This is a genomic window from Vibrio sp. zbq_1 (assembly GCF_043102935.1).
GTDB classification, from domain to species: domain Bacteria; phylum Pseudomonadota; class Gammaproteobacteria; order Enterobacterales; family Vibrionaceae; genus Vibrio; species Vibrio parahaemolyticus.
This window is the reverse complement of the sequence record NZ_JBICJH010000014.1, coordinates 1-20,726: the sequence shown is the minus strand read 5'-3', so window position 1 is coordinate 20,726 and position 20,726 is coordinate 1. Positions and strand designations below refer to the sequence as shown.

Here is a 20,726-nt window from a genome sequence, read left to right as displayed (position 1 = left end):
TCTATAACCATAACAAAAACACTGGTAATTACAGACACTTGTGTTGATTTATAAAAATTCGTCAAAAAAATAAAATGTGATCATCAACAACTAACGATTTAATAAATGGCGAAATAACCAGACTCACTTCACATTTAATTTCTATCTTTAACACCAAAACTTATTTATCAATGCAAAATATTAAGACTTCGATCACACTTAATTTCCTTTAAAAATAAAGAAAGCCTCAACATGCGTTGAGGCTTTGCCAAAAATTAACTTACAAGAATCGTGTTATTTTACGCTAGTCACACGACTTGTTTTCTCACCTGTTGCCGATACAGATCGGATGAACACTTCACCTTTCACATTTGGACGAGCATTGTCTACGTAATTCAGCCAGTTTTTGCCGTCTAGAGAGTATTGAAGCTTCACGCCAGGAAACTGAACGTTCATTGCTAGCTTACCATCTTCTACTTTCGCACCTGGTACAGGCAGGCGGTAGTCGATACCAGATTTCTCTAACTTAGCCAGTTCACGTTGACCAAGCACGTTTGCAAAGCGGTTGTAGTCTTGGTTTAGCGATGCTTTATCAACTAGGTTAGAGTTTTGCGAGTATTCAACACCCACTTTGTAGTCGTTTTCCCACTCAGCACGGTGCCATGCACGCTCTGCTGCAGCAAGTACGCGTGGGAATACCATGTACTCGAACTGTTCATCGTTACGTACGGTTTCAGACCAAAGCTGTGCAGATAGACCGTAGAAAGGTTTCGCTGCGATTTCACCTTTACCAGTAAAGCCATTGCCATCGCGGTCAACTGAGGTTTCCGCGTTCTGAGGCATGTTCTCTGGCGCAAAACCGAACATCTTACGAGTATCTGTTGCACGCGTTGCCCAGTAGTAACCACGCTCTTTCGGGTCTACTTCGTATGGCATGTCCATGTACACGTAATCAGGGTTAGAAACGATCACGTCATAACCTTTCTTAGACCACTCGTACACTGATGAAGTACCGCCCCAGTACAGAACGTCCCAGAAGTTAACACGTGTGTTTTCGGTTGCAAATGCCTTCTCACCTTCGCTGTACTTCAAGCCATCTTGCCATGCTTGGAAGCTTGGAATGCCCTTCTCTGCTACGATCTTCGACACTTGTTCTGCAAAATGACTTGGAAGGTGACCAAAGTCGCTTACTGTACCGTCTGCGATTAGCGTCTGACATTGTGGAGACTGCGCGAATGGCTTGTCTTGTTTCGACAGATCAATCGTGCCCTTCCAGCTAACTTTGTCTTGCGCGTTAACGTCTTGGAAACCCGCACCTAACTTAATGTTCTTCGCTTCATCACCACCAAAGTGCCATGTTGTTAGCGGCGCGCCTGCTTCCGTGTGCATTGCTGCCACTTCTGAAATCACTTTATCTACGAAGCGAGTGGAAGATTCCATACATGGGTTGATAAAGCTCTGCTTGTTGTAGAACTGAACCGTTGTTACGTTCGATGTATCTTGAGGATCCATCAGACGGTACTCGTTCGCTTCCGCCTCTTTACCCTCTTCGATTAGGCGGTTGTAACGTGCTTCCATTGAGATAACTGCTGCTCGAGCGTGTGCTGGCATATCAATTTCAGGAATTACTTCAATGTTACGTGCTTTCGCATACTTCAAGATTTCCACGTAATCTGCTTTGCTGAAGTAACCCGAACCGAAGTTGTCAGAAGTTGAGCCAGAACCTAGTTGTGGCAACAAGCAACTTTTTTCTTCAAGGTCAAAACAGCGGTTAGAACCTACTTCAGTCAGCTCTGGCAGACCCGGAATTTCAAGACGCCAACCCTCATCATCCGTTAGGTGAAGGTGCAGTTTGTTCATCTTGTACGCCGCCATTTGGTCTAGCGTTGCAAGGATGGCATCTTTAGAGTGGAAGTTACGAGCCACATCCACCATCACGCCACGGTAGTCAAAACGTGGTGCATCTTGGATGGACAGTTGTGGTAGAGAATCAGCATTTTGGCTATCTACCAGGCCAAAGATAGATTGTACCGCGTAGAAAGCACCCACTTTATCAAATGCTTTAATCGCGATACCGTCGCCGTTGATGCTCATTTCGTAAGCACCCGATTTTGCTAATTCACCGGTGAAGTCTGCAGGAACAACAGTGATGCTTACAGGAAGATCACCACGAACATCCACACCTACCACTTCTGCACGATCTTGAATCGCTGCGAACTGAGCCGCATCAAATACGTCTTTAGGCAGCGCAATACCTTCTGTAATATCGACTTTGCCTTTGCCCGCCTCAACGTACATTGGCGTTGGCAACAACGTCGTGGAGACGTCTTGTTTCACTAAGTCGTCGTTCTTCTCGAAACGCGATACCGCACTGGCAAAGATGTTGTTGTCATCTGGTGTACGTTTTAGGTTATTACCCTCAAGACCAGTGACAAAAGAAACCACATCTTCAGTATTGAGAGAAGCGATCATTTTAGGTTCAGCGTTTGGCGCTGCAACAAATGCACCCGGCATAAAGTCTGTTTCAAAAAGCTGCCAGTATTCACCGATCAGAGGAAGAACCACCTCTTCACCCGCTGCAAAACCATCAAACTTATCAGTTGGTTCAAGTTTGTGTAGATCACCCGTTACGCGAGAGATTTTAAACTGTTCATTGTCGACATCTAGGATCAAACGAATGCTGTGAAAGTAGATCGCCCAATCTTTTGAGTTAACTGCTTCGCCTTGGTTTACTAGCGTCATGTTGACCTTGTTACAAGATGCCCACTCAGCGCCCAAATCCTGACATGCCAGCCCCTCATTAGCACCATGGTTAGTGAGCACTTGATACTGGATATCAAGGTTATCAGCCAGTGAATTTACAACTTGTTGCTCAGAGTTTTGCAGAGCAGAACAACCTGCTAGTGTTGCGATAACAGAAGCAGCAATCAAACTAGGTTTCAACATCTTACTTTCCCCAAAAAGTCAGTGGTTCAAAACGACAATTACGCAATTTAAAAGCACCCAAATCTGTGGTGCTCAACAATGTCATTCAACATACAAGCAGTTATTTCTAAGCGTAAAATAAATAAAAGTAAGAAGTGATCCAGCTCAAACTCCACTCACCAAGAAAAAATATAAACACATTTATTTCATGCACTTACAACCAACGTCAAAATCGAACAACTTATTTTGACGAGTTTGTTGCGATCTAAATCACCGATTCCGATTGATTTGGTATGACTTTGTAGGATTCGGATCACATCTGATTATTTTGTGAACCATTAATAACAAACTCACCAATTTAGCTTTCGTGAAGTCAATCTCATTTTTAGCGTGTCAAAACTCGTCAATATTGTTTGAAATGACGTTTTTGTCGATTGGTTGGTCTATCCAATCGTTGCAAAAAAGAGTTTTAAAGTGAGCTCTGGTGTCTAAGCTTTATTTGGGTATAAAGTAATATCCCCTGTGAGTTGTAGATGCTGAAATCAGAGTCTCACCATAAGATTCAGCCGAGGATAAAAACTATGTTTCGCCTAATGACACTGATGTCATCTCTTATTGTTATCTTTACCTCCTTTTCGTCCTACGCTGAGCCTCAACACTGGCGAGCTAAAAAAGGCGACACGGAATACATGATTATCGGCTCCGTACATGTCGGTGATAAAAGCATGTATCCACTTCCGAAAAACATCACTAAGTTTTTGGAACAAAGCTCGGGCTTAATTATTGAGGCCGATGTAAGAAGCTCTGAAGGTGTGGTGTACCCAATGAGTTCGATTCTCTCTAAAGACGTGCTCGACAAAACTCAACGCCAGCTGTTAGTGAACATCGCCAAAGATCTAGGCATGGCGGAAGCGCAACTTCTCAATGCGCCACCTTGGACCGCAGCTCTGACCATCCAACTCGCGCTAGTCAATAAGCTTGGCTACGTATCAGACAAAGGTGTAGACATGCATCTAATTGGTTTAGCAGAGAAAAAGCACCTCCCTGTCCTCTCGTTAGAATCGGTGCAGTTTCAAATTGATCTTATTGCTGGTCAGCCAAATGGTGGGCAAGAAATGCTGCTGTCCTCGATAGACGAATACGAAGGTGGTGACAAGCTTGTACAGTGTTTGATAGAAAGCTGGAAAAGTGGTGATGGAAGTATGCTGGAAGAGGCATCTTTAACAGACAAAGCGACGGAAGATTTTAACGAAGCGTTCTTATATTCTCGCAACCGTGATTGGGCGAAAAAACTCGATACTGGTAGTGTGCTGCCTAAAAAGTCAGGTCGCTACACCGTTGTGGTTGGAAGTCTACATCTGGTGGGTAAAGACAACCTTATCGATTTGCTCGCACAACGAGGATTTGAAATTACCTCGCTTGGTAAAACACGCAAAGCAAAGTGCAATATTTAAAACCCAGCCAAAACCATCATTACACATGCGAAAAAGGCTCTACATTTCTGTAGAGCCTTTTTCTTAATATGGTCGATGAAGAGCCATGTTCTAACTTCAGGCAAACCCTATTTAGCTCTATACCATTGACCTCTCAAATTGCTAGCGCTAGAACGACGAAAGCCTGCTCATTGAGCAGGCTTTCTAAAAATGGTCGGTGAAGAGAGATTCGACGCGGCTGGGCTCCCAGACCCCGACCCGATGTTCGAATGCAAAAAGCCGCAGCATTTCTGCTGCGGCTTCTTTGAAAGTGGTCGGTGAAGAGGGATTCGAACCCCCGACCCTCTGGTCCCAAACCAGATGCGCTACCAAGCTGCGCTATTCACCGAGATGTTTAACTGGGGTCTTGTCCCCGTCAACGATGCGTATATTACGGATTCTGATCGGAGACGCAAGTGCTTTTTGCAAAAAAACGTAATGTCTTAATTCGTTTGATGAATAACTGAACACTAGCACGTAAAATGTGATTGATAACCCACAATAAAACACAGTTTATTAACCTTAGCAACATAATTGATCCAGATCAGTGTGCAAAAAAACACCGCCATTTAGTTTTATGCCTGTCGGGAATATCTTGGAGGAAACATATGGACTTTTGGCTTGATCTCCTATTTGGTAATGCAGTGGGTCTATCGTCAATGATAGTAATCTTTGGGGCATTTGGTCTGATGCTGTTTTACGGCGGTTTCTTCATCTATAAGATCATGAACGACAAATCTCCTCACTAGATCTCGCTTAGCTCTAGAAACGCTTTGCACCGGAGCCGGTTACTTGCCTGCTCCGGTTTTTTATTTGATCTTCTGCCACATCTCGTTGATATAATCCTATCTACCTATCCTGTTCTTATGAGATTGCCACTATGTCTCACGATGACGATTTTGAACTGTTTCAACAGATGATGGGCGATGTTAAGCCAATCAACCAAGACACTGCTGAACACAAAAAAGTCCACCAAGTGACTGATGCACATATTGCCAAACGCGAAGCAGCGATTTGGCTCACCGAAGATGACCCAGAATACCTTTCTCTCGATCATGCAGAAATGCTCAAACCCGATGACTTCGTCGAGTTCAAACGAGATGGTGTTCAAGATGGTGTATTTCGCAAACTTCGCCTTGGGAAGTACCCTATCCAAGCCCGTTTAGACTTGCATCGTAAAACGCTGAAAGAAGCACGTGATGAAGTAGTGAAGTTCTTAAAGCAATGTATCTCAATGGATATTCGTACTGTTGTGATTGTGCACGGCCGCGGCGAACGTTCGAATCCACCAGCATTAATGAAAAGCTTCGTCAGCAGTTGGTTACAACAAATAAAAGAAGTGCAATGCGTGCACAGTGCACAACGCTTTCACGGTGGCAGTGGTGCTGTTTATGTATTGCTAAGAAAAAGCGCAGACAAGAAACTAGAAAACCGCGAACGTCATCAAAAACGGTTAGGTTAAGTTTCTCCTCGGTGCTAGAATGCCCGACCTTATTTCCCCTTCCCACTCGCGGGAAGGGTCATCAAATTCACCGCCGTTGTGAAACGTTAGGAGACCGATATGTCACAAGACAACGCGAAACGCTTAAATAAATTCATCAGCGAAACGGGCTTTTGCTCACGTCGCGCTGCCGATAAACTGATCGAAGAAGGTCGAGTGACCATTAACGGCAAACAGCCAGAAATGGGCACCAAAGTACTACCTGGTGACGACGTTTGTGTTGATGGCAAGCCCGTCGCTTCAAAAGAAAAGCCGATTTATATCGCCCTCAACAAGCCAACAGGCATCACCTGTACGACTGAGCGTGATATCCCCGGCAATATCGTCGATTTCATCGGTCACAAAAAGCGTATTTTCCCAATTGGTCGACTCGACAAACCTTCGGATGGTTTGATCTTCTTGACTAACGATGGCGACATCGTGAACAAGATTCTGCGCGCTGGTAACAACCACGAAAAAGAATACGTGGTGCGTGTCGACAAGCCGATTACGGACGAATTCCTAAAACAGATGTCGAGCGGTGTTCGAATCCTCGATACCGTAACACTCCCTTGTAAAGTCACGAAAGAAACCAAGTTCTCTTTCCGTATTGTTTTGACTCAAGGCCTAAACCGTCAGATCCGCCGTATGTGTGAAGCACTCGGCTACGAAGTATTTAAACTTCGCCGCGTACGCATCATGAACATCTCTCTAGATGGTATTCCAAATGGTAAATGGCGTTACCTAACCGATGACGAAGTCGCAGAAATTTTAGCAATGTGCGATGGCTCAGTTGGTACCGAGGAAGCGTCAAAGACAGATTCTCGAGGTCGTAATATTCGTAAAGCGACTGATGCGAAACTGTTTGATAGCCGAGAAGAGAACCAAGGTTCGACTGCTCGTCGCAATCAAAAAACGCGCACCTTCCGTGGTAATAACGCTGACGAGTTCCGTCATGCACCTAACTCTAAAAAAGGCCAGCAAAAGCGCCGTCAACGTGATGATGAGAACTCACGCCCTGCGAAAGAGCATTACAAAGCGAAACCTCAAGGTGAACGCGCGAAGCCACAAGGTGAGCATGGCAGACCGCAAAACAAGCCTCAAACACCGAGCAAACCGAAGCAGCATTACGTCAATCCGAATACGACAAGTAAACCGGCAAAACGCACTAGTGGCACATTAAGCCTCAAAAAATAACAATAAAGGACGCTTTCGCGTCCTTTTTCTTTGTTGGTCATTCAACCCAAACTGGCTTACAAGCATAATGGGGCAAACTGCCCTCTAGTCAAAGCAACAAGATCTTGCGGAGCAAGCTCAATTTCTAAGCCTCGTTTACCCGCGCTCACACAAATCGTCTCTTGTTCTTTTGCACTTTCATGTAGAAAGGTTGGCAACGCTTTCTTTTGTCCAAGTGGACTAATGCCGCCAACTACATAACCCGTTGTCTTTTGAGCGATGTCTGGGTCTGCCATGTCGGCTTTTTTACCCTTTGCTGCTTTGGCTGCCAATTTTAGATTCAGTTTTTGATCCACAGGAATGATGGCTACTGCCAAGTTTTTTGGCTCGCCATTAAGGCAAAACAACAGGGTTTTGAATACTTTTTTAGGATCTTGCCCCAACACTTCAGCCGCTTCTAACCCATAGCTGTCTGCTCTCGGGTCATGTTCATACTGGTGAATGGTGTGAGGAACTTTTTTCTTTTTCGCAAGATTAATGGCCGGAGTCATCAAGATTCTCCTTATAAAAATAAAAAACGCAGCCCCCATCAATGGGAGCTGCGCTTTTAGTTAATGATATCAGCGAGTTTGAGTCAAACGCTTTTTCGCAATCAAACTCTATTGATTGACCACATTGTTTGTTTGGTACATCACCTCACCAGAAGGTGCGTATTCGTTAACGTCAATTGGGCTATGGCTTTCTAGATAGTCTTTCAAGACTTCTGCATCGGTAAAACCTGTGTTGACGTAGCCAGGGTGCGTATCAATTTTAGGGTAACCATCGCCACCAGAAGCGTTGTAACTTGGTACTGTGAAGCGGTAGCGGCCATCTAAACGCAGTTGCTTGTTACCGATAAATACATTGGTGACTTTGTCATTTTCAATACGCATAGAGATACCCGCAAACTGCGCGTAAGCACCTGAATCAACTGGCTTGGTTGCAACAATGTTTAGGTAATCCAAGACTTCTTGCCCAGACATATCGACGTAAGAAACCATGTTGCCAAATGGCTGCACGGTCAACACATCTTTGTATGTGATGTCACCGGCTTCAATAGAATCACGCACACCGCCTGAGTTCATCACTGCGAAATCTGCTTTTGCACGTTCCATATGAGCCGTTGCAATTAAACGACCTAGATTCGTCTGTTGGAATCGCACGACATCACGGTCACCTTCTAGCTTACCGTTTGATTCCGCAATTTTCACATTCAGCTGGCTTTGGCCTTTTTCTTGGAAAGGACGAAGGAAGTCCAACATTGCTTTGTCTTGAGTAATTTCATCTTGAACAAACACACGTTGTGATTGACCATCCACGTTGATTTTTTTCTTCAAGTTTACCGGAATAAGATCGTAGCTCACCATTGATAGTTCGCCGTTACGGAATTCGTAATCGGCACGGCCAACATATTTACCCCACTCATGCGCCTGAACAATGTAAGTACCGTTTTGTTGGTCTGGCTGACACTCATCACCCGGTTTAAAGTTCTTTTTGATAACGTTAGGACCTTCCATACAAACGGGCTCTTGTGAGTGACCACCCACAATCATGTCCAAATCGCCTTCATTAAGGTAACGCGCCAAAGCTACATCACCCGGCGCATTGATGCCACGGTTGCCATTTTCGTAGTGACCCATGTGCGTAACAGCGAAAATCAGATCCGGATTTTCTGTTTTTTTCAGTTCTGCAATCAGCTCTTTCGCTTCCGCTTTCGGGTCGCGGAAGTCCACTTGACCGATAAACTCAGGATTTCCCAACTTCGCGGTATCTTCTGTTGTCAGACCAATAACCGCAATTTTAATGCCTTGCTTATTGAACATCGCGTAAGGTTGGAATAAGCGCTTACCCGTTTTTTTGTCGTAGATGTTGGCTGACAGCATTGGGAAGTTAGCCCAATCTTGCTGTTTGAATAGCACGTCTAGCGGATTATCAAATTCGTGATTGCCTAACGCCATCGCGTCGTAGCCAATCTTACTCATGCCTTTGAAATCTGGTTCAGCGTCTTGTAAATCAGATTCAGGAACGCCGGTATTAATATCACCACCAGACAGCAACAGCACGCTGCCTCCTTCTGCTTGAATTTCATCACGCAGATCATCGATCAACGTCTTGCGCGCGGCCATGCCGTACTCACCGTGTTTATTCTGCCAAAAACGACCGTGGTGATCGTTGGTGTGTAAGACAGTCAATTTATAAGTGGTATCTGCATTCCATTCATGAGCAGGTTGCGAAGCACATCCAGCCAGCGAGGCCAAAATAGCGGCACTCAAAGCAGTTTTGATAATCAGACGCTGATTCATTTTTTTTCCTTTTTCTTATCGGGATTACTGATGCACATTTTCAAACATTAGAGCTATTTGAAAACCACGCGCACCCTAACACATTGATTTCATAATTATGATGCATTGTTTAGCAATAACAAATTCATCAGTAACAAGTTTGAGAATTTACGGTTTATCAGATAAAAAAATAGCCAACTCTTGGTTGGCTATTTTATTTTTCATCATGAACAGTAACGAATCATTACTTGATATCGATGTTTTCAAAGCTCTTAATCAAGTCATCTAGTGACTTCATTTGCGCCAAGAATGGCTCTAGCTTGTCTAGAGGCAATGCAGATGGGCCATCACAACGTGCTTGATCTGGGTTCGGGTGCGCTTCGATAAATAGACCCGCAATGCCTGTCGCTAGACCCGCTTTTGCAAGCTCAACTGTCTGCTCACGACGGCCGCCAGATGCTGCGCCTGATGGGTCACGCATTTGTAGTGAGTGCGTTACGTCAAAGATGATTGGGCTACCTTTCGACGCGTTCTTCATTACACCAAAGCCAAGCATGTCTACAACTAGGTTATCGTAACCGTGGCAAGAACCGCGCTCACATAGGATGATCTTGTCGTTACCGCATTCCGCGAATTTCTCAACGATGTTACCCACTTGACCAGGGCTCATAAATTGAGGTTTCTTCACGTTGATAACCGCACCTGTTTTTGCCATTGCTTCAACAAGGTCCGTTTGACGAGCTAGAAATGCAGGAAGCTGAATAACGTCTACCACGTCAGCGACAGGTTGAGCTTGTGCTTCTGTGTGAACGTCAGTGATGATCTTAACGCCAAAAGTGTCTTTTAGCTCTTGGAAGATTTTCATACCTTCTTCAAGGCCTGGGCCACGGTATGAATGAACAGAACTGCGGTTTGCTTTGTCGAACGACGCCTTGAATACGTAAGGAATGCCCAGTTTGTCTGTTACTTTTACGTAATGCTCACAGATCTGCATAGCAAGATCACGAGACTCAAGAACGTTCATGCCTGCAAATAGGGTGAATGGCTTGTCGTTAGCAACCTGGATGTCGCCGATATTAACGATTTTCTGTTCCATTATGATTCTCTTTTTTCTGTCCACGGTATGCCACGCTTGGGCACTCCGATAAAATTAGTGAAGCGTGACGTGTTTTTCACTCATCGCATTAACTTGTGATTTTAGTAGCTCAGACGCAGGATCGTCGGGACATTGGTCAATAAAGTACTGAAAGTCAGATACCGCGACCTGATGACACTCAAGCTGTTGGAAGATAAAACCGCGATCACGAATCTCGTATGGGTCATCTGGCACAAAGGTCAACGCCAGATTAGTACAGCGCAGCGCCAGTGTGTAACGCTCTTCTCTCAGCATCGCGCTTTTAATCAACGCCAACCAGCGACCAATCACTGTCGGATTATCCGCTTCGTCAAAATGTTCCGGTTTAAGCTGCGCTAACGGCCCTTCTTGACCGATTAACCAAGCTTGAAGGATTTTCTCACCAACATACTCCCCGTTGAACGGGTTAATGTAGTCTGGTGTTTTGTGCATCCAATCCACTTTAATTAGGAACTGAGTTGGGAATGTCACACCTTTCATAGGGAAGCCAAGGCGATTGCCTAAGTACAATAAAATTGCACCTAAGCTAACCGGAATACCTTTTTTACGCTCTAGTACTTTATCGATAAAGCTGTTGTCAGAGATAAAGTACTCTTGGTCGTCACCTTTGAAGCCCCACTCATGGAAAAACAGACGTAGGAAAGAGTCGAAACGCTGCTCTTCATCTGTTTCATGGATAAGCGTTGCTTCTGCTTCTTGGTACAGACGCTCTAGCTCTTGCTTAGCCCAATGGACGTTGGTTTCTGGATTAACGGATTTATTGAGCTCTAACGCTCCTTCCACCAGCGCCATGTTGTCAAAATCTTCGTCAAAAAACTCAAGCATGACGATTACCCAAATAAAGTTGGACTCTTAGACACGGCGATGTTAGCCGCCATGACCAACCAACCGAGTGCGCCAAAGAAACCGAAAATTTGCAGCAATTTATTTTTAGCTAATTTTAGAGCGAAGAAGCCCAGAGCAATGTACGCCAACACACACGTGATCTTGTTGGTTAGCCAAGGTGCTGAGTCTGTAAATGGAATGAAGCCAGTAACAAAGATCAAAGCAACACCTGACAACAACAGCGCGGTATCAACAATATGTGGAAAAACTTTCAGAAAACGATGGTTGCGCTTTGGAGAGTTCATCATCATTAACGCGAATCGAATCGACAACAATGTGGCACTCAGTGCGATGGTGACAAGGTGAATATGTTTTAGAGCTACGTACATTTTTCTTCTCTTTTAATAAATTACTGCTGACTTGCTCGTTCTTATGAAGGCTGGTAGCAACCGAGGGTCACTCGATCATTCCCACCATAATCTTTTTCGGTGACAACTTGCTGATAACCAAAGCCACTCATGATCTCGCGAACCGCCTCGCCTTGGTCGTAACCGTGTTCGAAGGCAAGCCAACCGCCCTCTTCAAGATACTGACGAGCCAAATCGGAGATATGGCGAATATCCGCTAAGCCATTTTCATCAGCGACCAGCGCGGATTTTGGCTCAAAACGAACGTCACCTTGGGATAAATGCGGATCTTTCTCGTCAATATACGGCGGATTGGAAACAATTAAAGCAAACTTTGTTCCCTCTGCAATAGGCTCGAACCAGCTACCTTGGTCAAACATCACATTTTTGATGTTTAGCTGCGCGGCATTGTACTCAGCAAGCTCTTTGGCCTCTTGTTTGAGGTCAACTCCCATTACCTGACGATTCGGTAGCTCAGACGCTAATGCCAACGCAATTGCTCCTGTCCCCGTGCCTAGATCTAGAATCGATCCGGTCTGCCCATAGGTTTTATCCAAAGCAACTTCCACCAAACGCTCGGTGTCTGGTCTTGGGATCAAGGTAGTAGGAGAAACTTTGAGAGGTAGAGACCAAAACTCGCGCTCACCAATAATGTAAGCAACGGGTTCGCCTGCTAAGCGCCTTGCGAGTAAAGCATCAAACTGCGCTTGTTGCTCAGGTTCCAATGCTTTTTCTGGCCACGTTAGTAAATAGGTTCGCGGTTTGCCAAGAACATGGCAAAGAAGGACAGCTGCATCGAGAGAAGGCGACTCTTTGCCGCCTTCTGTCAGTTTTGCCGTCGCACTTTTCAGTGCTTGCTCAATGGATTGAACTTGGCTCATCGATTAAGCGTTCTCAGCTAGCGCCGCTAGTTGGTCTGCTTGGTGTTCTTGAACCACTGGGTCAATCAAGCTTTGTAGGTCGCCTTCCATCACTTCATTCAAACGGTAGATGGTTAGGTTGATTCGGTGGTCAGAAACACGGCCTTGCGGGTAGTTGTAAGTACGGATACGGTCACTGCGGTCACCAGAACCTAGTAGGTTACGACGCGTGTCAGACACTTCTGCCGCACGACGCTCTTGTTCCGCTTGAACGATACGAGCAGCCAGTACTGCCATCGCTTTCGCTTTGTTCTTATGCTGTGAACGCTCGTCTTGACACTCTACCACTGTACCCGTTGGTAAGTGGGTAATACGGATTGCAGAATCCGTAGTGTTAACGTGCTGACCACCCGCGCCAGATGCACGGAACGTATCGATTTTTAGGTCTGCCGCTTTGATTTCTGGCAGATCCGCCTCTGGGATTTCCGCCATAACCGCTACTGTACACGCAGAAGTATGCACACGACCTTGAGATTCTGTCGCTGGTACACGTTGTACACGGTGACCGCCAGATTCAAACTTCAGTACGCCGTATGCACCATCGCCGCTCACTTTCGCGATCATCTCTTTGTAACCACCGTGCTCCGCTTCGTTTGAAGACATCACTTCAATGCGCCAGCCACGCTTTTCTGCGTATTTGCTGTACATACGGAATAGGTCGCCAGCGAAGATACCCGCTTCATCACCGCCAGCACCAGCGCGGATTTCAAGGAAACAGTTACGATCATCATTTGGATCTTTTGGAAGAAGAAGAATTTGCAACTCATCAGCAAGACGTTCAATCGCTTCTTTCGCGTCTTTGATCTCTTCTTGAGCCATTTCACGCATTTCTTCGTCGTCTTCTTTTGCCATCTCTTCAGCGGCAGCAAGATCGTCTTGAGCTTGTTGGTAAGCTTGGAAGCACTTAGTTACTTCTTCTAGCTGAGAGTACTCTTTTGATAGAGCACGGAATTTGTCCTGATCTCCAATTACATCAGGATCACCAAGAAGATGTTGAACTTCTTCGTAACGTTCTACTAGCGTTTCTAGCTTAGTCAGAATAGAGGCTTTCATAGTGTCGTTTTCTTAATAAAAAGCGTGAGTTACAGATCATCTAAGCCAAGCGTTTGGCGGATAATCGTTAATTTTGCTGGTTCGCCTTGTTCCGCCGCACTTTGTAGTGCGCGTGTTGGGGCGTGAATCAGTTTGTTGGTGAGTTTATTACTAAGTTCGCGCAGTACTTTCTCCGGATCTGCGCCAGCTGCCAATGATTGCAGGCTTTTACTCAGTAACTCTTCACGTATTTCGTTCGCCGACTTACGATAATCGCGAATACTATCAACCGCTTGCAGTGAGCGTAGCCACGTCATAAACGATGCACTTTCTTCACTAACAATAGCTTCGGCCTGAATCGCTTCAACTTTACGTTGCTCAATATTGCTATCGATGATCGACTGCAAGTCGTCCACCGAATACAGATAAGCATCGCTCAATTCGCCAACTTGCGCTTCCACATCACGTGGTACAGCAATATCGACTAACAGAATAGGTTGATGACGACGTTGTTTCAGCGCCGTTTCGACCATGCCTTTACCAATAATAGGTAACGGACTCGCTGTTGAGCTAATCACGATGTCCGCTCTTGCGAGGTGGTCTGGGATTTCGTTCAGGCTGATTACTTCTGCACCAAACTGCTCAGCTAACCCTTGAGCACGCTCTTTGGTGCGGTTTGCGACTATCATTTTTGTGCAGCCGTTCGACGCTAAGTGCTTCGCGACCAGTTCGATGGTTTCACCGGCCCCGACAAGTAAGACTGTCGAGTCAGATAACGATTCGAAAATGTGTTTTGCTAATGTACATGCGGCGTAAGCCACCGACACAGCATTGCCACCGATATCAGTTTCCGTACGAACTCGTTTTGCAACAGAAAACGTTTTTTGGAACAGCTTATCAATCGACGAGTCTACAGCTTGATGATCACGTGAATCAGAAAATGCCTGTTTCACTTGACCTAAGATCTGCGGCTCACCAAGTACCAGTGAATCAAGGCCACACGAGACGCGCATCAAGTGTTTAATTGCCGCTTGTTCTTCGTGTACATACAAACTTGGCATCAAGTCTTCACGGCTCACTTGGTGAAATTGAGCGAGCCAATCGATCAGCTTGTTTCGCGCTCCTTGCTTAACGTCGCAGTACAACTCAGTACGGTTACAGGTTGAAACAATCACACTGCCGTTAACCGCTTCGTGCTCTCTGAGTTGCTCAAGTGCAGGGCCGAGCTTATCAGGCCCGAACGCCACTTTCTCTCGCAAGTCAACAGACGCTGTATTGTGATTAATTCCAATAGCAAGCAAGGACATCTAACGTGGTATCTCTGAGATCGGTTATAAAATAGGTTCAGAATTTTACTGTAAGCACGCATTTATTGAAAGGGTAAGCCGGATTTGTTTTCCTAAGTCCGTCTTTTCAATGCTATAGTTGTGAGCGATTCCCGATGAAACTGATTAATAAGCCATCAAACATGACCTTACGTTCCTTTCTCATCTTTCTCTTGTCGAGCCTTATTCTCGCGGGGTGTAGTTCCGTTCCTGAAAGCGTCACCAGCGTCGAATGGCAAGCTCATGAACAACGTCTTGAAACCATCCATGATTTTCAAGCGACCGGGAAATTAGGCTACATCGGCCCCGACCAAAGACAAAGTCTGAACTTTTTTTGGAAGCACTCCACCGTTTTAAGCCAACTTCGATTAACCACTGTCTTGGGACAAACCGCATTAAAACTGACGATTACCCCACAAGGGGCAACGGTTGAAACGTATGATGACCAAGTCCTTTCAGCACGCAACGCTAATCAACTGATTTATCGCCTCACAGGCTTGATGATGCCAGTTGACCACATGCCCGACTGGTTACTCGGTTTACCTACCGATGCAGATACATTCCAGCTTTCTCCGGCCAACACACTGCAAACCTTAGACAAACAGATAGGTCTTAACGACTGGAAAATCGCTTACGAACGTTATGGCGACGTAGAATGGCACGAACAGACGCTTCCATTACCGAATAAACTAAAGCTGACGACATCAGACGTAAAAATCAATCTAGTGATCACAAAATGGAACATCACCCAATGATCGAAACTTCAACCCGCTGGCCGTCTCCGGCGAAATTGAATCTCTTTCTATACATCAATGGCCGCACAGAAAACGGCTATCACGAGTTACAAACCTTATTCCAATTCGTCGATCACGGCGATGAGCTCACCATTCAAGCAAACCATTCTGGTGATATTACGATTTCTCCAGAGATAGAGGGTGTGCCTCTTCAAGACAATTTAATTTGGAAAGCTGCAACTGCGCTGCAAAATTACGCTCACTGCTCTTTTGGCGCGCATATCGAACTGCACAAAATTTTACCAATGGGTGGTGGAATTGGCGGCGGCTCTTCAAATGCCGCTACGACACTTGTGGCACTCAACTACTTGTGGCAGCTCAATTTAAATGATGATGAATTGGCCGAGATTGGCCTAAAACTGGGCGCTGACGTGCCTGTTTTTGTGCGCGGTTTTTCCGCTTTTGCTGAAGGTGTGGGTGAAAAACTTTCTCCAGCCAACCCGGAAGAAAAGTGGTATCTCGTCGTGAGACCAAATGTTTCTATTGCGACAGCGGATATATTCCGTCATCCAGATCTGACACGAAACACACCAAAACGAGATCTAGAAACACTTTTGAACGCGCCGAGCGTAAACGATTGCGAAAAAATTGTACGAATGCTCTACCCAGAGGTTGATAAGCAACTTTCATGGCTGCTACAATACGCGCCGTCAAGATTGACGGGGACAGGATCTTGCGTTTTTGCTGAATTTTCGAGCAAATCGGAAGCAGAAACTATCCTTGCACAACTCTCTGATAAAGTCTCGGCATTTGTCGCTCAAGGGCGCAATATTTCGCCACTAAAAGAGACTTTGGCTGAATACCAATCAGCCTCACACCGACCTATTTAAAACTGGACGCAAACCCGAGGTTTCCACCGTGCCTGATATGAAGCTATTTGCTGGTAACGCAACACCTGAACTAGCCCAACGTATTGCTGATCGTCTTTACATCTCTCTTGGTGATGCATCTGTTTCTCGCTTTTCTGATGGCGAAGTTGCAGTTCAAATCAATGAGAATGTTCGTGGTAGCGATGTTTTCATCATTCAATCCACTTGTGCACCGACTAACGACAACCTAATGGAATTGGTTGTTATGATTGATGCAATGCGCCGTGCTTCAGCAGGCCGTATCACTGCAGTTATCCCTTACTTTGGTTACGCCCGTCAAGATCGTCGTGTACGTTCTGCTCGTGTGCCAATTACTGCAAAAGTTGTTGCTGATTTCCTATCTAACGTTGGTGTTGACCGCGTTCTTACTATCGACCTACACGCAGAGCAAATCCAAGGCTTCTTCGATGTTCCTGTAGATAACATCTTCGGTACTCCTGTACTACTCGAAGACATGCAATCTCGCGGTCTAGATAACCCAGTAGTGGTTTCTCCTGACCTAGGTGGTGTGGTTCGAGCTCGCGCAACGGCGAAAGCGCTAGGCGACATCGATATTGCTATCGTTGATAAGCGTCGTCCACGTGCAAACGTTTCTGAAGTGATGAACCTAATCGGTGATGTTGAAGGTCGCGACTGTGTGATCGTTGATGACATGATCGATACAGGTGGCACTCTATGTAAAGCAGCTGAAGCGCTAAAAGAGCGCGGTGCTAAGCGTGTATTCGCTTACGCAACTCACGCTGTATTCTCTGGTAACGCTGCAGACAACATTAAGAACTCTGTTCTTGACCAAGTTATCGTAACTGACTCTATCTCTCTTTCTAAAGAGATGGCGGCGACAGGCAAAGTAACCACACTAAGCCTATCTCGTATGCTAGCTGAAGCAATCCGTCGCATCAGCAACGAAGAGTCAATCTCTGCAATGTTCAACTAATCCGAACATTTCAGTTAGACTGATTTCAAAAGCACCCCTCTATGGGGTGTTTTTTTATTTGTATCGATAGGCAGAAAATCCCTTGGTCGCCCACTGTGAGAATTCTGTGCTATTATACTGCGCTTTTTGAGATTCCAGAGAGATCCTAACCTTGACTCAACCAATCAAACTTCTTGTTGGTCTTGCTAATCCGGGACCAGAATATGCCAAAACTCGCCATAATGCGGGCGCTTGGGTTGTAGAAGAATTAGCACGCGTCCATAACGTTACCCTGAAGAACGAACCAAAGTTCTTTGGCCTAACCGGACGCATCATGGTCAACGGCCAGGATCTCCGTTTGCTTATCCCTACCACTTTCATGAACCTCTCTGGAAAAGCGATCGCTGCTTTGGCGAAGTTTTACCAAATTAAGCCAGAAGAGATCATGGTTGCTCACGACGAGCTAGACTTACCGCCAGGTGTCGCTAAGTTTAAGAAAGGTGGTGGCCACGGGGGCCACAACGGACTACGTGACACAATAAGCAAACTGGGCAATAACAAAGATTTTTATCGTCTTCGTATCGGCATTGGCCATCCGGGACACAAAGATAAAGTGGCAGGTTTTGTATTAGGTAAAGCTCCAGCGAAAGAGCAAGAGCTACTAGATGCCGCAGCAGATGAAGCTGTTCGTTGTCTAGACATCCTGATTAAGGATGGCCTATCCAAAGCACAAAACCGCCTCCACACGTTCAAAGCTGAATAAGGTTACTATCATGGGTTTTAAATGTGGCATCGTTGGTCTACCTAACGTTGGTAAATCAACTCTGTTTAACGCACTAACTAAAGCGGGTATTGAAGCAGCAAACTTCCCGTTCTGTACCATCGAACCAAACACTGGTGTGGTTCCTGTGCCAGATCTACGTCTAGACGCACTAGCAAAGATCGTTAACCCACAGAAAGTTCTACCTACTACAATGGAATTCGTAGACATCGCTGGTTTGGTTGCGGGCGCATCTCGTGGTGAAGGCCTAGGTAACAAATTCCTAGCGAACATCCGTGAAACAGACGCTATCGGTCACGTTGTACGCTGTTTCGAAAACGAAAATATCGTTCACGTTGCAGGTAAAGTATCTCCAATCGAAGATATTGAAGTAATCAACCTTGAACTAGCTATGGCTGACCTTGATTCTTGTGAGCGCGCGATTCAGCGTAACGCGAAGAAAGCAAAAGGCGGCGACAAAGACGCGAAGTTCGAGCTGACAGTTCTAGAAAAGCTGCTTCCTGTACTAACAGAAGGTGGTTCAGCGCGTACCGTTGAGCTTTCTAAAGAAGAACTAGCAGCTGTAGGTTACCTAAACTTCCTAACGCTAAAACCAACCATGTACATTGCAAACGTAAATGAAGATGGTTTTGAAGACAACCCGTACCTAGACGCAGTACGTGAGTTCGCAGCAAAAGAAAACAACGTGGTTGTTCCTGTATGTGCAGCGATCGAATCAGAAATGGCTGAACTAGAAGACGACGAACGCGAAGAGTTTCTAGCGGATCTAGGCATCGAAGAACCTGGTCTAAACCGCGTAATTCGTGCTGGTTACGAACTGCTAAGTCTACAGACGTACTTCACAGCTGGCGTTAAAGAAGTTCGTGCATGGACAATTCCTGTTGGCGCAACAGCACCAAAGGCAGCAGCGAAGATCCACACTGACTTTGAAAAAGGCTTCATCCGTGCAGAAGTCGTTGGTTACGAAGACTTCATCCAATACAACGGTGAAAACGGAGCAAAAGACGCAGGTAAATGGCGTCTAGAAGGTAAAGACTACATCGTAAAAGATGGTGACGTTGTACACTTCCGCTTCAACGTATAATTAAGTGAATGAAATTCAAACACTTCATTTACATAAAAAGCCAGCAGTAATGCTGGCTTTTTTTATGTCTGCAATAAACGCCACAAAGTTAAGTTCCTTGCTTCAAGCTAATTTATTTCCAGTTTTAGATCATAAACACGCCTCTTTGTTTAAAAAGAAAGCGAACGATGTTTTTTGGGGGATTTATTTAAAAAAACTATTGACGGATCTCACTCAACTTCGCATAATGCGCGCCGTTCCCAACGACAAGGCAACAAAGCGTTGAGAGCAAAAAATATGGTTTTGGCTACGTAGCTCAGCTGGTTAGAGCACATCACTCATAATGATGGGGTCACAGGTTCGAATCCCGTCGTAGCCACCATTCCTAAACGTTCTTTAATTAAGAGCACTTAGGAATAGATGCGGAAGTGGCGGAATTGGTAGACGCACCAGATTTAGGTTCTGGCGCCGCAAGGTGTGAGAGTTCAAGTCTCTCCTTCCGCACCATATTTTAAGTAGTTGAAAAACTACTGCCTGCAGGTCTATCGCCAAGCGGTAAGGCAGCGGCTTTTGATGCCGCCATTCCCTGGTTCGAATCCAGGTAGACCTGCCATTATTCAAAGTGAGATTCCTTGATAAAAGGGTTGTCACTGAGAGCGCGAAGGTTTATATTGTCTCGCTCCAAAAGATGGCTACGTAGCTCAGCTGGTTAGAGCACATCACTCATAATGATGGGGTCACAGGTTCGAATCCCGTCGTAGCCACCATTCTTTCTTAATGAAAGAAGCAAAAATATAACTGTTAGTTTTTACCAATTAACTGATAGTTTATAGAGTTCAAGACGCGGAAGTGGCGGAATTGGTAGACGCACCAGATTTAGGTTCTGGCGCCGCAAGGTGTGAGAGTTCAAGTCTCTCCTTCCGCACCATCTTGATTCAACTCTATATAAAGAATATATGCGGAAATGGCGGAATTGGTAGACGCACCAGATTTAGGTTCTGGCGCCGCAAGGTGTGAGAGTTCAAGTCTCTCTTTCCGCACCATTCTTTCTCTAGAAATAGAGATGATATAGTCTCATGACTATTGTCTGCAGGTCTATCGCCAAGCGGTAAGGCAGCGGCTTTTGATGCCGCCATTCCCTGGTTCGAATCCAGGTAGACCTGCCATTATTTAACGTTATTGAGTTTTACTCAGTAACTATGCGGAAGTGGCGGAATTGGTAGACGCACCAGATTTAGGTTCTGGCGCCGTAAGGTGTGAGAGTTCAAGTCTCTCCTTCCGCACCATATTTCAAGTAGTGAAAACTACT

19 protein-coding genes and 9 tRNA genes are annotated in these 20,726 nt (G+C 45.4%); 18 read left to right on the top strand and 10 right to left on the bottom strand.

The window, feature by feature from the left end:
- Positions 1-273: 273 nt before the first annotated feature.
- On the bottom strand, positions 274-2,925 hold the full coding sequence (locus ACF8CV_RS07870) for a beta-N-acetylhexosaminidase (protein WP_138938604.1): 2,652 nt from the start codon (positions 2,923-2,925) through the stop codon (positions 274-276).
- Between the two features lie 560 nt (positions 2,926-3,485).
- On the opposite strand from ACF8CV_RS07870, the gene ACF8CV_RS07865 reads away from it, so the two are divergent.
- The gene (locus ACF8CV_RS07865; RefSeq protein ID WP_138938605.1) at positions 3,486-4,358 is read left to right on the top strand and encodes a TraB/GumN family protein; all 873 of its coding nucleotides are present in this window, start codon (positions 3,486-3,488) and stop codon (positions 4,356-4,358) included.
- 290 nt (positions 4,359-4,648) lie between these two features.
- On the opposite strand, the gene ACF8CV_RS07860 is transcribed toward ACF8CV_RS07865, so the two are convergent.
- Positions 4,649-4,725 (bottom strand) — tRNA-Pro (locus ACF8CV_RS07860).
- Between the two features lie 259 nt (positions 4,726-4,984).
- On the opposite strand from ACF8CV_RS07860, the gene ACF8CV_RS07855 reads away from it, so the two are divergent.
- The 3 genes from ACF8CV_RS07855 (at position 4,985) to rluF (ending at position 7,053) form a co-directional block, all read left to right on the top strand.
- The gene (locus ACF8CV_RS07855) at positions 4,985-5,125 is read left to right on the top strand and encodes a DUF3149 domain-containing protein (RefSeq protein WP_005489851.1); all 141 of its coding nucleotides are present in this window, start codon (positions 4,985-4,987) and stop codon (positions 5,123-5,125) included.
- 131 nt (positions 5,126-5,256) lie between these two features.
- A complete protein-coding gene (gene smrA, locus ACF8CV_RS07850; protein WP_005481355.1) occupies positions 5,257-5,838 on the top strand; it encodes a DNA endonuclease SmrA in 582 nt (193 codons plus the stop codon).
- Between the two features lie 99 nt (positions 5,839-5,937).
- Positions 5,938-7,053 carry a 23S rRNA pseudouridine(2604) synthase RluF gene (gene rluF, locus ACF8CV_RS07845; protein ID WP_005496155.1) on the top strand — a complete coding sequence of 372 codons (1,116 nt, stop codon included), beginning with the start codon at positions 5,938-5,940 and terminating at the stop codon, positions 7,051-7,053.
- A gap of 56 nt (positions 7,054-7,109) precedes the next feature.
- Here the strand turns inward: rluF and ybaK are convergent, their stop codons facing one another.
- From ybaK to hemA, 8 genes are all read right to left on the bottom strand, one after another.
- Complete coding sequence (gene ybaK, locus ACF8CV_RS07840; protein ID WP_005481362.1) at positions 7,110-7,583, bottom strand: Cys-tRNA(Pro) deacylase; 474 nt, start codon at positions 7,581-7,583, stop codon at positions 7,110-7,112.
- Between the two features lie 108 nt (positions 7,584-7,691).
- Positions 7,692-9,374 carry a bifunctional UDP-sugar hydrolase/5'-nucleotidase UshA gene (gene ushA, locus ACF8CV_RS07835; RefSeq protein WP_005457348.1) on the bottom strand — a complete coding sequence of 561 codons (1,683 nt, stop codon included), beginning with the start codon at positions 9,372-9,374 and terminating at the stop codon, positions 7,692-7,694.
- A 223-nt stretch (positions 9,375-9,597) separates the two neighbouring features.
- The gene (gene kdsA, locus ACF8CV_RS07830; RefSeq protein ID WP_005457350.1) at positions 9,598-10,449 is read right to left on the bottom strand and encodes a 3-deoxy-8-phosphooctulonate synthase; all 852 of its coding nucleotides are present in this window, start codon (positions 10,447-10,449) and stop codon (positions 9,598-9,600) included.
- A gap of 54 nt (positions 10,450-10,503) precedes the next feature.
- Positions 10,504-11,313, bottom strand: coding sequence for a SirB1 family protein (locus ACF8CV_RS07825; RefSeq protein WP_005481357.1), 810 nt, complete (start codon positions 11,311-11,313; stop codon positions 10,504-10,506).
- A 5-nt stretch (positions 11,314-11,318) separates the two neighbouring features.
- Complete coding sequence (locus ACF8CV_RS07820; RefSeq protein WP_005468486.1) at positions 11,319-11,702, bottom strand: SirB2 family protein; 384 nt, start codon at positions 11,700-11,702, stop codon at positions 11,319-11,321.
- Between the two features lie 41 nt (positions 11,703-11,743).
- The gene (gene prmC / locus ACF8CV_RS07815) at positions 11,744-12,601 is read right to left on the bottom strand and encodes a peptide chain release factor N(5)-glutamine methyltransferase (RefSeq protein ID WP_025526595.1); all 858 of its coding nucleotides are present in this window, start codon (positions 12,599-12,601) and stop codon (positions 11,744-11,746) included.
- 3 nt (positions 12,602-12,604) lie between these two features.
- Positions 12,605-13,693, bottom strand: coding sequence for a peptide chain release factor 1 (prfA, locus tag ACF8CV_RS07810; protein ID WP_005456867.1), 1,089 nt, complete (start codon positions 13,691-13,693; stop codon positions 12,605-12,607).
- A 29-nt stretch (positions 13,694-13,722) separates the two neighbouring features.
- Positions 13,723-14,979, bottom strand: coding sequence for a glutamyl-tRNA reductase (hemA, locus tag ACF8CV_RS07805; RefSeq protein ID WP_015296356.1), 1,257 nt, complete (start codon positions 14,977-14,979; stop codon positions 13,723-13,725).
- Positions 14,980-15,113: 134 nt separating this feature from the next.
- On the opposite strand from hemA, the gene lolB reads away from it, so the two are divergent.
- The 14 genes from lolB to ACF8CV_RS07735 all read left to right on the top strand — a co-directional run bounded on the left by lolB (position 15,114) and on the right by ACF8CV_RS07735 (position 20,703).
- The gene (gene lolB / locus ACF8CV_RS07800) at positions 15,114-15,752 is read left to right on the top strand and encodes a lipoprotein insertase outer membrane protein LolB (RefSeq protein ID WP_025510284.1); all 639 of its coding nucleotides are present in this window, start codon (positions 15,114-15,116) and stop codon (positions 15,750-15,752) included.
- Positions 15,749-16,621 (top strand): 4-(cytidine 5'-diphospho)-2-C-methyl-D-erythritol kinase, encoded by an 873-nt coding sequence (gene ispE, locus ACF8CV_RS07795; protein WP_025627146.1) that lies wholly within the window; start codon positions 15,749-15,751, stop codon positions 16,619-16,621. Before lolB ends, ispE begins: the two co-directional genes overlap by 4 nt.
- Positions 16,622-16,649: 28 nt before the next feature.
- On the top strand, positions 16,650-17,594 hold the full coding sequence (locus ACF8CV_RS07790) for a ribose-phosphate pyrophosphokinase (protein WP_005496171.1): 945 nt from the start codon (positions 16,650-16,652) through the stop codon (positions 17,592-17,594).
- A 151-nt stretch (positions 17,595-17,745) separates the two neighbouring features.
- Positions 17,746-18,336 carry an aminoacyl-tRNA hydrolase gene (pth, locus tag ACF8CV_RS07785; protein ID WP_005496173.1) on the top strand — a complete coding sequence of 197 codons (591 nt, stop codon included), beginning with the start codon at positions 17,746-17,748 and terminating at the stop codon, positions 18,334-18,336.
- 10 nt (positions 18,337-18,346) lie between these two features.
- Positions 18,347-19,438 (top strand): redox-regulated ATPase YchF, encoded by a 1,092-nt coding sequence (gene ychF, locus ACF8CV_RS07780; RefSeq protein WP_005496175.1) that lies wholly within the window; start codon positions 18,347-18,349, stop codon positions 19,436-19,438.
- 4 nt (positions 19,439-19,442) lie between these two features.
- Positions 19,443-19,703 (top strand): hypothetical protein, encoded by a 261-nt coding sequence (locus ACF8CV_RS07775; protein ID WP_011105709.1) that lies wholly within the window; start codon positions 19,443-19,445, stop codon positions 19,701-19,703.
- Between the two features lie 19 nt (positions 19,704-19,722).
- A tRNA-Met gene (locus ACF8CV_RS07770) sits at positions 19,723-19,799 on the top strand.
- Positions 19,800-19,839: 40 nt separating this feature from the next.
- Positions 19,840-19,924, top strand: a tRNA-Leu gene (locus ACF8CV_RS07765).
- A gap of 31 nt (positions 19,925-19,955) precedes the next feature.
- Positions 19,956-20,030, top strand: a tRNA-Gln gene (locus ACF8CV_RS07760).
- Between the two features lie 77 nt (positions 20,031-20,107).
- Positions 20,108-20,184 (top strand) — tRNA-Met (locus ACF8CV_RS07755).
- Positions 20,185-20,260: 76 nt separating this feature from the next.
- A tRNA-Leu gene (locus ACF8CV_RS07750) sits at positions 20,261-20,345 on the top strand.
- A gap of 30 nt (positions 20,346-20,375) precedes the next feature.
- A tRNA-Leu gene (locus ACF8CV_RS07745) sits at positions 20,376-20,460 on the top strand.
- Between the two features lie 48 nt (positions 20,461-20,508).
- Positions 20,509-20,583 (top strand) — tRNA-Gln (locus ACF8CV_RS07740).
- A 35-nt stretch (positions 20,584-20,618) separates the two neighbouring features.
- Positions 20,619-20,703, top strand: a tRNA-Leu gene (locus ACF8CV_RS07735).
- Positions 20,704-20,726 lie beyond the last annotated feature (23 nt).

Excerpts from the sequence above, each read along its gene's own strand:
- prfA (WP_005456867.1), bottom strand. The coding sequence starts at position 13,693 with ATGAAAGCCTCTATTCTGACTAAGCTAGAAACGCTAGTAGAACGTTAC.
- ybaK (WP_005481362.1), bottom strand. The coding sequence starts at position 7,583 with ATGACTCCGGCCATTAATCTTGCGAAAAAGAAAAAAGTTCCTCACACC.
- lolB (WP_025510284.1), top strand. The coding sequence starts at position 15,114 with ATGAAACTGATTAATAAGCCATCAAACATGACCTTACGTTCCTTTCTC.
- prmC (WP_025526595.1), bottom strand. The coding sequence starts at position 12,601 with ATGAGCCAAGTTCAATCCATTGAGCAAGCACTGAAAAGTGCGACGGCA.
- smrA (WP_005481355.1), top strand. The coding sequence starts at position 5,257 with ATGTCTCACGATGACGATTTTGAACTGTTTCAACAGATGATGGGCGAT.
- ACF8CV_RS07825 (WP_005481357.1), bottom strand. The coding sequence starts at position 11,313 with ATGCTTGAGTTTTTTGACGAAGATTTTGACAACATGGCGCTGGTGGAA.
- ychF (WP_005496175.1), top strand. The coding sequence starts at position 18,347 with ATGGGTTTTAAATGTGGCATCGTTGGTCTACCTAACGTTGGTAAATCA.
- ushA (WP_005457348.1), bottom strand. The coding sequence starts at position 9,374 with ATGAATCAGCGTCTGATTATCAAAACTGCTTTGAGTGCCGCTATTTTG.
- ACF8CV_RS07865 (WP_138938605.1), top strand. The coding sequence starts at position 3,486 with ATGTTTCGCCTAATGACACTGATGTCATCTCTTATTGTTATCTTTACC.
- ACF8CV_RS07870 (WP_138938604.1), bottom strand. The coding sequence starts at position 2,925 with ATGTTGAAACCTAGTTTGATTGCTGCTTCTGTTATCGCAACACTAGCA.
- ispE (WP_025627146.1), top strand. The coding sequence starts at position 15,749 with ATGATCGAAACTTCAACCCGCTGGCCGTCTCCGGCGAAATTGAATCTC.
- rluF (WP_005496155.1), top strand. The coding sequence starts at position 5,938 with ATGTCACAAGACAACGCGAAACGCTTAAATAAATTCATCAGCGAAACG.
- ACF8CV_RS07820 (WP_005468486.1), bottom strand. The coding sequence starts at position 11,702 with ATGTACGTAGCTCTAAAACATATTCACCTTGTCACCATCGCACTGAGT.
- kdsA (WP_005457350.1), bottom strand. The coding sequence starts at position 10,449 with ATGGAACAGAAAATCGTTAATATCGGCGACATCCAGGTTGCTAACGAC.
- hemA (WP_015296356.1), bottom strand. The coding sequence starts at position 14,979 with ATGTCCTTGCTTGCTATTGGAATTAATCACAATACAGCGTCTGTTGAC.
- ACF8CV_RS07855 (WP_005489851.1), top strand. The coding sequence starts at position 4,985 with ATGGACTTTTGGCTTGATCTCCTATTTGGTAATGCAGTGGGTCTATCG.